Below are 14,415 nucleotides of genomic sequence, written 5' to 3'. Positions count from 1 at the left end.
CAATCGGCCCGGCCGGTCCTTATCTAGTCAGCTCCTTCCCGGAGCAAGACAGCATCATGGAATCCTTTCACGCCACTACCATCGTCTGCGTGCGCCGCGAAGGCCGCGTCGTGATCGGCAGCGACGGCCAGGTCACGCTAGGCAATACGGTCATGAAGGGCAATGCGCGCAAGGTGCGCCGGCTGGGCAAGAGCGGTGACGTCGTGGCCGGCTTCGCCGGAGCCACCGCCGATGCGTTCACGCTGTTCGAACTGTTCGAGCAAAAGCTCGAGAAGCACAACAGCAACCTGACCCGCGCTGCGGTGGAAATGGCCAAGGAATGGCGCACCGACCGCCGCTTCGGCCGGCTCGAGGCGATGCTCGCGGTGGCCGACAAGGAGACCTCGCTGTTGATCTCCGGCAACGGCGACGTGGTGGAACCCGAACATGGCCTGATCGCCATCGGGTCCGGCGGCCCGTTCGCGCAGTCCGCCGCGATGGCGCTGCTCGAGAACACCGAGCTGGATGCGCGCACCATCGTCGAGAAGGCGCTGAAGATCGCCGGCGACATCTGCATCTACACCAATCACAACGTGTCGATCGAAGAGCTGTGAATCGGGAATGATGAGTCGGTCGACAGCCGACCTTCCCGCAGCCCGCACGCTTTTTGCGATTCCCTATTCCCCATTCCCGGCTCCGGTCATGAGCGAACTCACTCCCCGCGAAATCGTCAACGAACTCGACCGCTACATCATCGGCCAGCACGACGCCAAGCGTGCCGTGGCGGTGGCGCTGCGCAGCCGCTGGCGGCGCATGCAGCTGGAGCCGGGTATGCGCGAGGAGGTGACGCCGAAGAACATCTTGATGATCGGCCCCACCGGCGTGGGCAAGACCGAGATCGCGCGCCGCCTCGCCACGCTGGCGAACGCGCCGTTCGTGAAGGTTGAGGCGACCAAGTTCACCGAGGTCGGCTATGTCGGCAAGGATGTGGAATCGATCATCCGCGACCTCGCCGACGTGGCCTACAAGCTGACCCGCGAGCAGGCGATCAAGCGAGTGCGTACGCAGGCCGAGGATCGCGCCGAGGATCGCATCCTCGATGCCTTGCTGCCGCGCCGGCAGACGCCGACCGACTGGAGCCACGACGCGGCGCCGGCCGGCACCGAGCACAACGAGACCCGCCAGAAACTGCGCAAGCAGCTGCGCGAGGGCGCATTGGATGAGCGCGAGATCGAACTGGATTTCGCCATGAACGTGGGCGTGGAAATCATGTCGCCGCCCGGCATGGAGGAGATGGGCCAGCAGTTGCGCCAGATGTTCCAGAACATCGGCGGCGCGAAGACGCAACAGCGCAAATTGGCGATCAAGCTGGCCCGCCCGCTGCTGATCGACGAGGAAGCCGGCAAGCTGCTCAACGACGAGGAGATCCGCGCGCAGGCGATGGAAGCGGCCGAGCAGAACGGCATCGTGTTCATCGACGAGATCGACAAGGTGGCGCAGCGCGGCGACCACGGCCACGCCGGCGTCAGCCGCGAAGGTGTGCAGCGCGACCTGCTGCCGCTGGTCGAAGGTTCCACGGTGTCCACCAAGTACGGTCCGATCAAGACCGACCACATGCTGTTCATCGCCTCCGGCGCGTTCTCGCTGGCCAAGCCGTCCGACCTGATCCCGGAGCTGCAAGGCCGCCTGCCGATCCGCGTGGAGCTGTCCGCGCTAAGCGTGGACGACTTCAAGCGCATCCTGCGCGAACCGCACAACGCGCTGACCAAGCAGTACACGGCGCTGCTCGCCACCGAAGGCGTGAGCCTGGAGTTCGTCGACAGCGGCATCGACCGGCTGGCCGAAGTGGCATTCCAGGTGAACGAGCGCACCGAGAACATAGGCGCGCGCCGGCTGCATACGGTGATGGAGCGGCTGCTGGAGAAAATTTCCTACGAAGCCGCAGACAAATCCGGCGAAAACTATACGATCGACGGCGAACATGTGGACAAAACTCTGGGCAGCCTGGTCCAGGACGAGGATCTCAGCCGTTACATCCTCTAGTTTTCCAGGATGCTAACAAGCCAATTACCTCGACCTGTTAAAATGGAAGCCGTGAGCAACATCATCGAACTGAAAAACACCGGCCTTCGCGCCCAGTTGCGCGAAGCACAGCAGACGCAGGCGCTGGTGCGGTTGTGGCGCGAGGATCTCGAGCACGGCAGCTTCTGCGGCTACGTGGGCGGTGTAGGGCGGGAATTCTTCCTGCTCTGGGTGGTGGGCGACGGCATCACCTACGATGGCATGTACGTGATGCGCCATCGTGACATCTCCGAACTGGAAGCGCCGGACAAGCACCATGTGTTCTTCGAGAAGGCGCTGGCGCTGAAGCACATCCTGCCGCGTCCGCCGCGCGGCTTTCCGCTGGACAACATCCGTGAAGTGATCCAGGCCGCCGGCGCGCAGGCACCGGTGATCGGCGTGCACGTGGACAGCGAGGACGAAGCCGAGGTCTGCTACATCGGCCGGCTGGTCAGCGTCGAGGAAGACGGCTTCCACATGCAGGAACTCAGCCCCGATGCGGAGTGGATGCGCGAGGCCTCGTTCTTCTCGTGGGACGAGGTGTCCACCGTCAGCATCGAGGACAGCTACGCGCAATCGCTGCTGGCCGTGGCCGGCGCCGCACCGGCGCTGCTGCCCGGCGACAGCGGCATCGGCCGCGCGCCGTCCCCCTGAGCTCGTCCCCCCATATGGTAGGCGTGTACGTGTGTAGGAGCCCGCTGGCGGGCGATGCTCTTGTTTTGATTTTTCCTACCTGACATCAGAGCAGCAGCATCGCCCGCCAGCGGGCTCCTACGAGTGCAGCGCCAGCAGGTAAGCTTTCGGGATTCGCGCTGAAAGTCCGCAACCGGGGAGCGCCCATGGCACGCATCGTCGTCGTCGGCAGCATCAACATGGATCTGGTGACCCAGGCGCCGCGTTTTCCCCGCCCCGGCGAGACCATCCTGGGCGAACGTTTTCTCACCGTGCCGGGCGGCAAGGGCGCGAACCAGGCCGTAGCCGCGTCTCGGCTCGGCGCGGAGGTGGCGCTGGTCGGCGCTACCGGCGCTGACGCGTTCGGCCAGCAACTGCGCCAGGGTCTCGCCGCGGAAGGTATCGATCTCACGCATACGGTCCAGCTCGACGGCTGCGCCAGCGGCACCGCCTCGATCACCGTCGCCGGCGGCGAAAACCAGATCATCGTGATCCCTGCCGCCAATGCGCGCGTTACGCCGACACAAGTCGAACAGGCGCAAGCCATGGTGGCCCGCGCCGACGCGGTTCTGGTGCAGATGGAAATTCCTCTCGAAACCGTGGAAGCGACCTTGCGACTCGGCCAGCGGCTCGGCGTAGCGGTGATTCTCAATCCGGCGCCCGCACAGCGGCTGCCCGCCGAATGGGTGAAACTCGCCCGCTACGTCACCCCGAACCAGCACGAACTCGCGATCCTGCTCGGTGCCGATCCTGCAGAAGATTTCCACGCCCTGATGCAACGCGCGCCCTGTCCCGTGGTGCTCACCCGCGGCGGAGAAGGCGCCTGGTACCGCGAGCAGGGCGAACCGCTCCACCAGCATGGCTTCAAGGTCGACGTAGTCGACAGCACTGGCGCCGGCGACACTTTCAACGCCGCGCTGGCCGTGTTTCTCCACGAAGGCCTGCCGCAAGCCGTGCGCAAGGCCTGCGCTGCAGCCGCGCTGTCGGTGACCAAACTCGGCGCACAGGGCGGCATGCCCACGTTGCGCGAAGTAGAAGCGTTGCTGGCTCGGCAGGCCCGCTGATCACTTGCCGATGCAGAACGAGCCGAAGATGGCCCCTAGCAGATCGTCGCTGCTGTAGCTGCCGGTGATTTCGCCCAGCGCGTGCTGGGCCTGGCGCAGTTCCTCGGCGGCGAGTTCACCGGCGCGGCTGGTCGCGAGTACGGCAGCGGTGCGATCGAGATGCGCCGCGACCTGCTGCAGCGCGACGACGTGGCGGCGGCGCGCGCTGAAGCTGCCTTCGCCGCCACCGGCGCCCGCCAGCTGCTTGAGGTGTTCGCGCAATGCGTCGACGCCGGCACCGGTTTTCGCCGACGCCCATAGCCAGATCATGCCGTCGCGTGATTCGTGGTGAGCGCTCGCGTGATCGAGATCGATCTTGTTGATCAGCACCAGCCGTTTGACGTTCGGCGACAGTCCGGCGAGCAATGACAAATCGTTCTGCACATGCTGCGCATCGGTCACCAGCAGCGCTGCGTCGGCGCGCGCCAGTTCGCCATGGGCGCGGCGCACGCCTTCGCGTTCGACTTCGTCGTCGGTCTCGCGCAGGCCTGCGGTGTCGGCCAGTTCCAGGGCGATGCCGTCGAGGCTGAGGCTTTCGCGCAATACGTCGCGCGTGGTGCCGGCGGCGGCGTTGACGATGGCGCGGTCGCTGCCGGCCAGCGCGTTGAGCAGGCTGGACTTGCCGGCATTGGGACGGCCCACGATGGCCACCTTGAGGCCATCGTTCAGACGCAGGCCTCGTTGCGCCTCACGAAGCAGCTCGGCCAGTTCGACACGCAGGCTTTCGAGTTGAGCAGTGATCGCCGGGTTGGCGAGGAAGTCGATTTCCTCCTCGGGAAAATCGATCGCCGCCTCGATATGCACGCGCAACGCGATCAGCGCCTGCAGCAACGCCTCGACCTTGCGCGAGAACACGCCTTCCATCGACTGCAGGGCGGCGCGCGCGCCTGCCTGCGAGCGCGCCGCGATCAGGTCGGCGACGGCTTCGGCCTGGGCCAGGTCGAGCTTGCCGTTGAGGAAGGCGCGTTCGGTGAATTCGCCGGGCCGCGCCAGCCGTGCGCCGAGTTCGCAGACGCGACGCAGCAGCCGATCGAGCAGCACCGTACTGCCGTGACCTTGCAGTTCCAGCACGTGTTCGCCGGTATACGAAGCGGGCGCCGGAAAATGCAACAGCAGGCCGCGATCGATCAACTCACCGGCGGCATCGCGAAACGCGGCGAAGTGGGCGTGCCGTGGCTGTGCGACACGACCGAGCAAGGCGCGCGCGATCGCCGGCACCGCCGGCCCGGACACCCGCACGATGCCCACACCGGCTGCACCGGTCGCACTGGCGACGGCGGCGATCGTATCGGTGGCGTGTCCGGTCATGAGGTAACGACTCTAAACGAAGTCAGCCGCGACGGTTGCCCGATCGCGGCTGACTGGTGTGCATTCCGATGTGGATCAGCCTCAGGCGGCCTTGGGCGACTCTTCGCGATCGACATGATGGGTGACCCACCACTGCTGGCCCAGGCCGACCAGGCCGTTGACCGCGTAGTACAGGCACAGGCCGGCGGGGAAGAAGGCGAACATCACCGTGAACAGCAACGGCATCACCTTCATCATCTTCGCCTGCGCCGGATCCATGCCCGCGGCAACCGGGTTGAGCCACTGCGTGCCCAGCATCACCGCCGCGTAAATGATCGGCAGGATGTAGAACGGATCGGGCGCGCTCAGGTCGGGAATCCACATGAACGCGGCGTGGCGCAGCTCCAGGCTGTAAGTCAGTACGTAATACAGGCCATAGAACACCGGCATGGTGATCAACACCGGCAGGCAGCCGCCCATCGGGTTGACTTTCTCCTTCTTGTACAGCTCCATGGTGGCCTGCTGCATCTTGACCTTGTCGTCGCCGTAGCGCTCCTTCAACGCCTGGATCCGCGGCGCCAGCTTGCGCATCTTCGCGCTGGACTTGTATTGCACCGCCGTCAACTTCCAGGTCGCGCCCTTGATCAGCAGCACCAGCAGGATGATCGACAGGCCCCAGTTATGGGCGATTCCATCCAGGAAGGACAGCACCGCGTGCATCGGCACGGCGATCAGCTTGAACATGCCGTAGTCGATGGTCAGATCCAGCCCCGGTGCAACCGCGTCCAGCGTGCCCTGCACATTCGGACCGAGATACAGGCGCGTCTGGCTGGTGAGGCTCTGGCCCGGCGCCACGCTCAGCGCGGGGCCGACTGCACGGATCAGGTAGCGCGGCTGCGCACTGTCCGGGTTGATCGTCTCGGTGACGTAGTGGTCGGTCTGGTCAGCCGGTGGAATCCACGCGGCGAAGAAGTACAGCCGCAGCATCGCTGCCCAGCCACCCTTGATCTGGCTGTCGAGCTTATCCTTCGGTTCCTTGAAATCCTTGAACAACAGCTTCTGGAACTTCTCGCCGGTGTACCACGCAGCACCCTGGAAGCTGCGCGACTCCGGGTTGGACATGTTGGTCAGCCAGTTGCCGGTATGCGGCGGCTCGACCCGCAGCAGCTGCTGGTAGGCATTGCCCAGCCATGCCTGTGCTGCACCATTGTCGATGCGCTGGCTCACGCCGATGACATAGCTGCCGCGCTTGAAGCTGTAGGTCTTGGTGACCTTGAGGCCGGCCGCGTCCTGCCACGTCAGGTCGACATTCAGCTCGTTCTGGCCGTCGGCCAGCTTATAAGCGGTCTGCGCGCTCTGAAACAGCGCCTGATGATTGGGCTGATCCTGCGGCGCGGTATCGCTGCTGCTGACCAGGCCACTCTGGGCCACGAAATAATGCGCTTCGTCATTGGCCAGCAACACGGTCGGCGGCGGATTCGGCGCCTTGTGCGTGCGCGGCGCGTCGGGATACGCCAGCAAGTCCGCGTGTACCACGCTGCCGCCGCGCGTGTCCACGCTCAGGCGCAGCACATCGGTGTTGATGGTGATCAGCTGCGACGGCGCCTGCCCGGCATGCGCGACATCGGTAGCGATCGCTGCGGCCGTACCGGATGCTGCGGTCGGCGTTGCCGTGGCCGGGATCGCTCCCGGCACGCTGCCATCGGCTGATGGAGTCGCCGCGCTGGAGGCGCTGGTCGTCGCGACCCGCGGCGGCGGTGCGTAGTCTTTCTCCCAGGCGGTGAACAGCAGGTAGGCCACGGCCAGCAGGGCGAACAGGAGGAAGGTGCGCGTTTGATTCATCGCGTAGCAAATCCAGGTAACGCCACGACACTTTGAACGCCGCGGAGACAGAGAAAAGAAAGGGTCAACGCACGATTGTGGAGGTGTCGTCAGCCCGCTTCAATGGTTCGGACGTTCCAGGCCGGTCGGCCAGCAGTTTTTTCCACAACCCGTCGATCTCGACCAGCAACTGCGAACCAGGCACACCGGCGGCCTGTTCGCGCGCCATCACCATCAGGTCCACCGCGGGCAATTGGTGACGGATGCGGCGAAACGATTCGCGCAGCAGCCGCTTGATCCGGTTGCGCTCGACCGCACGCTTGGAAACGCGCTTGGAAATCGCCAGGCCGAGCCTGGCATGGCCCAGTTCGTTGTCGCGATAACGCATATGAAAACAGCGGCCGCCTGCGCGTCCGCTGCTTGTCCGCAAGGCGGCGAAGTCACCTGGCCGACGTAGCCGCGCGTCGCGCGGCAGCCCGGCGGTGGACACGACGCTAGTCCCGTTTACGGGATCAGGCGCTTGCGGCCCTTGGCGCGACGGGCATTGAGGATCTTGCGACCGTCGGCGGTGGCCATACGGGCACGGAAACCGTGCGTGCGTGCGCGCTTGAGCTTGCTGGGCTGGTAGGTCCGCTTCATGGCTTACTCCGAAGGGAATGTGGATAAAAAGGTTGGAAAGTATGTCGGGTATTCGCCACTGCTGTCAAACGATGCTTGACACCTGCCTGTGGATACACATGTGGATATGTGCACGGCGATGGCGCGGGGGCTGCTGCTAGACTAGTCCATTCCATGCGCGCAAGCGCTTCAAAGCTGTGGCTGAAATTATTCATGAGTGATCTGTGGCGGCGCTGCCTTGAGCGCCTCGAAGGCGATTTGAGCGCCGAAGACCTGCACACCTGGCTGATGCCGTTGCAGGCGCGCGACGATGCCGACGGCCTGCAGCTGTTTGCACCCAATTCCTACACCCTGGATACCGTGCGCGAGCGTTATCTGCCGCGGATCGAGGCGGTGTTGTTGCTGTTGATCGGGAAGGCGTGGCCGGTGCGGCTGGAGGTTGGCTCCAATTCGACCCGACCGGTGGCCGTGGCCAAGCCGGCGGCCGCGCCGAAAGCCGCGCCCATCGCGCCGGCGGCTGCCTTCCATCACAACCTGGATCCGCACTACACCTTCGAGACCTTCGTCGAGGGCAAGTCGAACCAGCTCGGCAAGGCCGCCGCCATGCAGGTGGCGACGAACCCGGGCCGCGCCTACAACCCGTTGCTGCTGTACGGCGGCACCGGACTGGGCAAGACCCATCTGATGCACGCTGCCGGCAACCTGATGCGTGAGCGCAACCCGGACTTCAAGGTGATGTACCTGCGCTCGGAGCAGTTCGTCGGCTCGATGATCGAGGCGTTGCGCGCCAAGAGCATGGACCAGTTCAAGCAGCGCTTCCGCTCAGTCGATGCGCTGCTGATCGACGACATCCAGTTCTTCGCTGGCAAGGACACGACACAGGAAGAATTTTTCCATACTTTCAACGCGTTGTTCGAGTCCAAGCAGCAGATCATCCTGACCTGCGACCGCTATCCGAAGGAAGTGGACAAGCTCGAGCCACGGCTGAAGTCGCGGCTGGGCTGGGGTCTTTCGGTGGCGATCGAGCCACCGGACTTCGAAACGCGGGCGGCGATCCTGCTGGCCAAGGCGCACGAGAAAGGGGTGGCGGTCGACGAGAACGTGGCGATGCTGCTGGCCAAGCGCATCCGTTCCAACGTGCGTGACCTCGAAGGCGCCTTGAACACGCTGGCGGCTCGCGCGAACTTCTACGGCAAGCCGATCACCACTGACTTCGCCGAGGAAACCCTGCGCGATCTGCTGGCCACGCATGCCCAGGCGATCACCATTCCGAACATCCAGAAGATCACTGCCGAGTATTTCAACGTGCGGCTGCAGGATCTGCTGTCCAAGCGCCGTGTGCGTTCGCTGGCGCGTCCACGCCAGATCGCGATGACGCTGTCGAAGGAACTCACCGAGCACAGCCTGCCGGAAATCGGCGAGGCGTTTGGCGGTCGCGACCACACCACGGTGATGCACGCCTGCAAGACGATCCGGAAGTTTGTCGAAACCGACGCGCGGATGCGCCAGGACTGGGAACAATTGATACGCACACTGACGGGTTGAAACGTCAGAATCCGTCGATGCGTAAAGATTATGGATAAGCGCAGGGTCAAGCTGTGGATAATGGGTGGATGGATCGGCACGCGAAGTTATCCACAAACGACACACAGCGAGTCAGCGTCCCGGAACACAGCCAAATATAGTTTCAGGTTCTTGATTTTAAAGAAATAATCGAGATATAAAAGTTGTCCACAAAGCCAACAACAACCACTAAACTTCTTTTAAAGACAGAACAGCAGGTATAGGGGAAGCAAAGCCATGCAATTCAGCATCCAAAGAGAAGCTCTGCTCAAGCCGTTGCAGCAGGTGGTTGGCGTGGTCGAACGTCGCCAGACTTTGCCTGTCCTGGCCAACCTGCTAGTCAAAGTGGCTGACGGCAGGTTATCGCTTGCCGGCACCGACCTGGAAGTCGAGATGGTCGCCACCACCGATGCCGAAAAACTTTCTGACGGCGAAATCACCATTCCGGCACGCAAACTGTTCGATATCGTGCGGGCGCTGCCCGACGGCGCACGGATCGATCTCAAGCTCAATGGCGATCGTGTAGCGCTTGCCGCTGGCCGTAGCCGCTTCACGCTGACCACGCTGCCGGCCAGCGAATTTCCCACAGTCGACGAGATCGAACTGGTGGAAAAAGTCAGCCTGCCCGAGGAAGCACTGCGCGACCTGATGGAGCGCACGTCGTTCGCGATGGCCAACCAGGACGTGCGCTATTACCTCAATGGCATGCTGCTGGATCTGCAGGAACACACCTTGCGTTGCGTGGCCACCGACGGCCATCGGCTGGCGATGAAGGAAACCGAGCTGCAGAGTTCGGTCAGCACGCGCCGCCAGATCATCATTCCGCGCAAGGGCGTCAATGAACTGGTCGGCCTGCTGGAAACCGGCGACGGCCAGGTCGAGCTGGAATTCGGGCGCAACCACCTGCGCGTGCGCCGTGGCGACGTGGTGTTCACCTCCAAACTGATCGATGGCCGTTTCCCGGATTACGAGGCCGTCATCCCGCTGGGCGCTGACAAGACCGCCACGCTGGACCGCGAAGTGTTGCGCGGCGCTCTGCAGCGCGCAGCGATCCTCTCGAACGAGAAATACCGCGGCGTACGGCTGGAGCTGTCGTTGGGCAAGCTGCGCATCGTGGCGCACAACCCGGAGCAGGAAGAAGCGGTCGAGGAAGTCGAGGCCGAGACGCATGTGTCCGATTTGGCCGTGGGTTTCAACGTGGGTTACCTGCTCGATGCCTTGGCTGCGCTGCGCGGCGACAAGGCGCGGCTCAGCCTGCGGGACGCGCAGTCCAGCTGCCTGATACAGGAACACGACAACGAACATGCCCGTCACGTGATCATGCCGCTGCGGCTCTGACGCGCAACACATGGCCTTGCCCATGTACGGCAACCACCGGCAACGCCGGAGTTCTCTCCAGGGACTCCGGCGTTGCTGTTTGTGGACGCTCGACGGATGAAACTGGAACAGTTGCGGGTGGGGGGCCTGCGCTGTCTCACGGATGTGAGCGTGGCGCCGGATCCCGGCATCAACGTTTTCGTCGGTGCGAATGGCGCCGGCAAGACCAGCGTGCTGGAAGCCGTATTCCTGCTTTCGCACGCCCGCTCGTTTCGCAGCGGCGCAAAGGATGCGCTATTGCAGCGGGGTACCATGCGGTTGTCGGTATTCGCCGAGTTGCGCCACGCCGACGAACGGATAGGCCGGTTGGGCCTGGGCCGGGAAGGCGCGCGCTGGGAAGCGAAAGTGGATGGCACCAACGTCGCGATCGGGCAGCTGGTGCGCGAATGCGCTGTCGTCTGTTTCGAGCCGGGTTCGCATGCGCTGATCGCCGGCGGGGCCGAAGAACGCAGACGCTATCTAGACTGGGGTGTGTTTCACGTGGAACATGACTTCCTGGCGTGCTGGCGCCGCTATCAGCGTGCGTTAAAGCAACGCAACAGCTTGCTGCGCTCCGCGTCGACAGTCACCGATGCGGAGTTCGCCCCTTGGGAATGGGAGCTGGCGCAATCCGCGCATCAGATCGATGAGCAGCGCAGCGCTTATCTGGATCTATTGCGTCCAAAGCTGCTCGCCAGCGTGGCCGGTGTGCTGCCGGAACTGGGTGCGCTGGATCTGCGTTACCGCCGCGGCTGGTCCGAAGACCAGGGACTGGCCCAGCAGCTGCGCGAACAGCGGAGCAGGGATATGGCCCGGGGCCACACCACTCTGGGCGCGCATCGTGCCGACTGGTCGATCGCGTTCGAACTGGCGCCTCTGCGCGAACACCTGTCGCGTGGTCAGGAGAAACTCACCGCGCTGGCATGCATGCTGGCCCAGGCCGAACTGTTTGCCGAGCATCGGGGAGAATGGCCGATCGTATGCCTGGATGATCTCGCCTCCGAACTGGATCAGCCCCATCAGGCAGCCGTGGTCGCCCAACTGACTACGGCGCACGCGCAGGTACTGCTGACCGGTACCGAGCTGCCGCAGGCGCTGCGGTCGATGAATCCCCGCGTGTTCCACGTGGAACAGGGTCAGCTGACACGCCTGCTATAATCGAAGGGTTGTTTCATCCAAAGATGCATATCCCTTGTCCGGCCTTTCACGGCGCCGTGTCGGGCGGGGTCGCTGGCGCCAGGAAACGGTCAACGCATGAACGAATCCATGAACGAATCGCACTACGACTCAAGCAACATCAAGGTCTTGAAAGGCCTGGAAGCAGTACGCAAGCGCCCCGGCATGTACATCGGCGATACCGATGACGGCACTGGTCTGCATCACATGGTGTTTGAAGTTGTCGACAACGCGATCGATGAGGCGCTGGCAGGTTATTGCGACACGGTGGTGGTCACCATCCGCGATGATGGTTCGGTCAGCGTCAGCGACAACGGCCGCGGCATCCCGGTCGACATGCATCCCGACGAAGGCCGCTCCACCGCCGAGGTAGTGATGACAGTGCTGCATGCCGGCGGCAAGTTCGACGCGAACTCGTACAAAGTATCGGGCGGCCTGCACGGCGTGGGCGTGTCGGTAGTCAATGCGCTCAGCGATCACCTGTGGCTGACGATCTACCGCGATGGACACGAGTACCTGCAGGAATACGCGCTGGGCGAACCGCTGTATCCGCTGAAAGTGGTGGGTCCGTCGAGCAAGCGCGGGACCCTGGTGCGCTTCCTGCCGAGCCCGGCAACGTTCACCAGCAATATCGAATTCCACTACGACATCCTGGCCAAGCGCCTGCGTGAACTGGCGTTCCTCAATTCCGGCGTCACCATCGATCTGTACGACGAACGTGGTGAAGGCCGGCACGACACGTTCGCCTACGAAGGTGGCATCCGCTCGTTCGTGCAGCACCTGGCCCAGCTGAAGACCGCGCTGCATCCGAACGTGATCAGCCTGACCGCCGAACAGGACGGCATCACGGTGGAAGTCGCGATGCAGTGGACCGACTCCTACCAGGAGTCGATGTACTGCTTCACCAACAACATCCCGCAACGCGACGGCGGTACCCATCTCACCGGCTTCCGGGCGGCATTGACCCGTTCGCTGCAGAGCTATATCGAGAAGTCCGGCCTGGCCAAGACAGCCAAGGTGGCGCTGTCCGGCGACGACATGCGCGAAGGCATGATCGCCGTGTTGTCGGTCAAGGTGCCCGATCCGAAATTCTCCTCGCAGACCAAGGACAAGCTGGTCTCGTCGGAGGTCAAGACCGTGGTCGAGCAAGTCGTCAACGAGAAGCTCGGCGAGTTCCTGCTGGAGCATCCGAACGAGGCCAAGGCGATCGCCTCCAAGGTGGTCGACGCCGCACGTGCGCGAGAGGCCGCCCGCAAGGCGCGCGAAATGACTCGCCGCAAAGGCGCGCTGGACATCGCCGGCCTGCCCGGCAAGCTGGCCGATTGCCAGGAAAAGGACCCGGCGCTGTGCGAACTGTTTCTGGTCGAGGGTGATTCCGCCGGCGGCTCGGCCAAGCAGGGCCGCAACCGCAAGACCCAGGCGGTGCTGCCGCTGAAGGGCAAGATCCTCAACGTGGAGAAGGCGCGTTTCGACCGCATGCTGGCCTCGGCCGAGGTAGGCACGCTGATCACCGCGTTGGGCACCGGCATTGGCAAGGACGAGTACAACCCGGACAAACTGCGCTACCACCGCATCATCCTGATGACCGACGCCGACGTCGATGGCTCGCATATCCGCACCTTGCTGCTGACGTTCTTCTACCGCCAGATGCCGGAACTGATCGAGCGCGGTCACATCTACATCGGCCTGCCGCCGCTGTACAAGGTGAAGCAGGGCAAACAGGAGCTGTACATCAAGGACGACACCGCGCTGAACGACTACCTGATTTCAAGCGCGGTCGACAACGCGGCGCTGACCTACAGCCCGGATGCCCCGCCGATTACCGGCGAGGCTCTCGAAAAGCTGCTGCGCAGCTACCAGCAAGCGCTGGACCAGATCGCCAAGCTGTCGCATCGCTTCGATGCCGCGGTATTGAACTCGCTCCTCGAACATACCCCGCTGGAGCCATCGGTGTGGGCGGACCCGACGGTCATGCAGGCATGGCTGGATGCGGCCACTCAGCGGCTCGCCGCCAGCGGCCTGGGCAAGCCGCACTACAAGATGCTGCTGCGCCCGGCGAGTGGCGAGCAACCGGCCGCGATCGAAGTGGTGAAGGAACAACACGGACTCAGTCACACCTGGTTCCTGCCGCAACCCTTCTTCAGCAGCAACGAGTACCGTCCGATCCTGGCAATCAGCCAGCAGATCGCCGGCATGACCCAGCCGGACGCAGTGGCGCGCCGGGGCAATGCCTCTCGCGGGGTCCTCAGTTTTGTCGAGGCCCGCAACTGGTTGCTCGAGGAAGCCAAGAAGGGCCGCAGCATCCAGCGCTTCAAGGGCCTGGGCGAAATGAACCCGGAACAGCTGTGGGATACCACGGTGAATCCGGAAACCCGCCGCATGCTCCAAGTGGGCATCGAGGACGCGATCGCGGCCGACCAGATGTTCTCCATGCTGATGGGCGAGGCGGTCGAACCGCGCCGCGATTTCATCGAGGCGAACGCGCTCAAGGTCGCCAATCTGGACATCTGAGTCGTCTCATGGGGCTGGTGGCACATTGCAGTCGAGTCGGTTACCGGATGCCGTAATCGCTCCCGAACCTATGGCAGCAGCGCTTACGGCGGCGAATGTTGCGTGAAGAGCGAACGGAGTGGCGCGAATAATCGCGCCACTTGTCTGGAAAATCGCCAAGTAATTGATTTTTAACAATCTTTAATGCGGCGGTGCGACTTGTTATCGCTTGCCGCCTCAGGTTACGCTCCGCAATCCCCCGCGTGGTTTCCCGCGCGCAGACAGACAG

The 14,415-nt window shown here is 63.6% G+C and carries 12 protein-coding genes; 8 read left to right on the top strand and 4 right to left on the bottom strand.

The features are described 5' to 3' along the window. The first annotated feature begins 56 nt into the window (after window positions 1–56). From hslV to rbsK, 4 genes are all read left to right on the top strand, one after another. On the top strand, window positions 57–593 hold the full coding sequence (gene hslV / locus ACFPPB_RS10350) for an ATP-dependent protease subunit HslV (protein WP_377326738.1): 537 nt from the start codon (window positions 57–59) through the stop codon (window positions 591–593). 88 nt (window positions 594–681) lie between these two features. Then, window positions 682–2,022, top strand: coding sequence for an ATP-dependent protease ATPase subunit HslU (hslU, locus tag ACFPPB_RS10345; protein ID WP_377326736.1), 1,341 nt, complete (start codon window positions 682–684; stop codon window positions 2,020–2,022). A gap of 42 nt (window positions 2,023–2,064) precedes the next feature. Then, on the top strand, window positions 2,065–2,694 hold the full coding sequence (locus ACFPPB_RS10340; protein WP_377326734.1) for a hypothetical protein: 630 nt from the start codon (window positions 2,065–2,067) through the stop codon (window positions 2,692–2,694). 185 nt (window positions 2,695–2,879) lie between these two features. Next, window positions 2,880–3,776 carry a ribokinase gene (gene rbsK / locus ACFPPB_RS10335; RefSeq protein WP_377326732.1) on the top strand — a complete coding sequence of 299 codons (897 nt, stop codon included), beginning with the start codon at window positions 2,880–2,882 and terminating at the stop codon, window positions 3,774–3,776. Here rbsK and mnmE read toward each other — a convergent pair whose 3' ends face one another. The 4 genes from mnmE to rpmH form a co-directional block, all read right to left on the bottom strand. Next, on the bottom strand, window positions 3,777–5,123 hold the full coding sequence (mnmE, locus tag ACFPPB_RS10330) for a tRNA uridine-5-carboxymethylaminomethyl(34) synthesis GTPase MnmE (RefSeq protein ID WP_377326730.1): 1,347 nt from the start codon (window positions 5,121–5,123) through the stop codon (window positions 3,777–3,779). It abuts the gene before it with no gap. 81 nt (window positions 5,124–5,204) lie between these two features. Beyond that, window positions 5,205–6,944 (bottom strand): membrane protein insertase YidC, encoded by a 1,740-nt coding sequence (gene yidC, locus ACFPPB_RS10325; RefSeq protein WP_377326728.1) that lies wholly within the window; start codon window positions 6,942–6,944, stop codon window positions 5,205–5,207. A 64-nt stretch (window positions 6,945–7,008) separates the two neighbouring features. Further along, on the bottom strand, window positions 7,009–7,413 hold the full coding sequence (rnpA, locus tag ACFPPB_RS10320) for a ribonuclease P protein component (RefSeq protein WP_377326726.1): 405 nt from the start codon (window positions 7,411–7,413) through the stop codon (window positions 7,009–7,011). A 14-nt stretch (window positions 7,414–7,427) separates the two neighbouring features. Then, complete coding sequence (gene rpmH, locus ACFPPB_RS10315; protein WP_045828244.1) at window positions 7,428–7,562, bottom strand: 50S ribosomal protein L34; 135 nt, start codon at window positions 7,560–7,562, stop codon at window positions 7,428–7,430. 192 nt (window positions 7,563–7,754) lie between these two features. Here rpmH and dnaA point away from each other — a divergent pair, with 192 nt between their 5' ends. The 4 genes from dnaA to gyrB all read left to right on the top strand — a co-directional run bounded on the left by dnaA (window position 7,755) and on the right by gyrB (window position 14,147). Further along, complete coding sequence (gene dnaA, locus ACFPPB_RS10310; RefSeq protein ID WP_377326723.1) at window positions 7,755–9,086, top strand: chromosomal replication initiator protein DnaA; 1,332 nt, start codon at window positions 7,755–7,757, stop codon at window positions 9,084–9,086. A 255-nt stretch (window positions 9,087–9,341) separates the two neighbouring features. Further along, on the top strand, window positions 9,342–10,442 hold the full coding sequence (dnaN, locus tag ACFPPB_RS10305; RefSeq protein WP_377326721.1) for a DNA polymerase III subunit beta: 1,101 nt from the start codon (window positions 9,342–9,344) through the stop codon (window positions 10,440–10,442). Between the two features lie 96 nt (window positions 10,443–10,538). Continuing rightward, window positions 10,539–11,618, top strand: a complete 1,080-nt coding sequence (recF, locus tag ACFPPB_RS10300; RefSeq protein ID WP_377326719.1) for a DNA replication/repair protein RecF — start codon at window positions 10,539–10,541, stop codon at window positions 11,616–11,618. A 96-nt stretch (window positions 11,619–11,714) separates the two neighbouring features. Further along, window positions 11,715–14,147: a DNA topoisomerase (ATP-hydrolyzing) subunit B gene (gyrB, locus tag ACFPPB_RS10295; RefSeq protein WP_377326717.1), complete on the top strand. Its 2,433-nt coding sequence runs from the start codon at window positions 11,715–11,717 to the stop codon at window positions 14,145–14,147. Window positions 14,148–14,415 lie beyond the last annotated feature (268 nt).

It is taken from the genome of Rhodanobacter terrae, from assembly GCF_042657005.1.
In the GTDB taxonomy this organism is placed as follows: domain Bacteria; phylum Pseudomonadota; class Gammaproteobacteria; order Xanthomonadales; family Rhodanobacteraceae; genus Rhodanobacter; species Rhodanobacter terrae.
The sequence above is the reverse complement of the archived record's forward strand: the minus strand, read 5'-3'. Positions and strand labels throughout refer to the sequence as shown.

Coding starts and splice junctions, on each gene's coding strand:
- hslV (WP_377326738.1), top strand. CDS start 57: ATGGAATCCTTTCACGCCACTACCATCGTCTGCGTGCGCCGCGAAGGC.
- hslU (WP_377326736.1), top strand. CDS start 682: ATGAGCGAACTCACTCCCCGCGAAATCGTCAACGAACTCGACCGCTAC.
- ACFPPB_RS10340 (WP_377326734.1), top strand. CDS start 2,065: ATGGAAGCCGTGAGCAACATCATCGAACTGAAAAACACCGGCCTTCGC.
- rbsK (WP_377326732.1), top strand. CDS start 2,880: ATGGCACGCATCGTCGTCGTCGGCAGCATCAACATGGATCTGGTGACC.
- mnmE (WP_377326730.1), bottom strand. CDS start 5,123: ATGACCGGACACGCCACCGATACGATCGCCGCCGTCGCCAGTGCGACC.
- yidC (WP_377326728.1), bottom strand. CDS start 6,944: ATGAATCAAACGCGCACCTTCCTCCTGTTCGCCCTGCTGGCCGTGGCC.
- rpmH (WP_045828244.1), bottom strand. CDS start 7,562: ATGAAGCGGACCTACCAGCCCAGCAAGCTCAAGCGCGCACGCACGCAC.
- dnaA (WP_377326723.1), top strand. CDS start 7,755: ATGAGTGATCTGTGGCGGCGCTGCCTTGAGCGCCTCGAAGGCGATTTG.
- dnaN (WP_377326721.1), top strand. CDS start 9,342: ATGCAATTCAGCATCCAAAGAGAAGCTCTGCTCAAGCCGTTGCAGCAG.
- recF (WP_377326719.1), top strand. CDS start 10,539: ATGAAACTGGAACAGTTGCGGGTGGGGGGCCTGCGCTGTCTCACGGAT.
- gyrB (WP_377326717.1), top strand. CDS start 11,715: ATGAACGAATCCATGAACGAATCGCACTACGACTCAAGCAACATCAAG.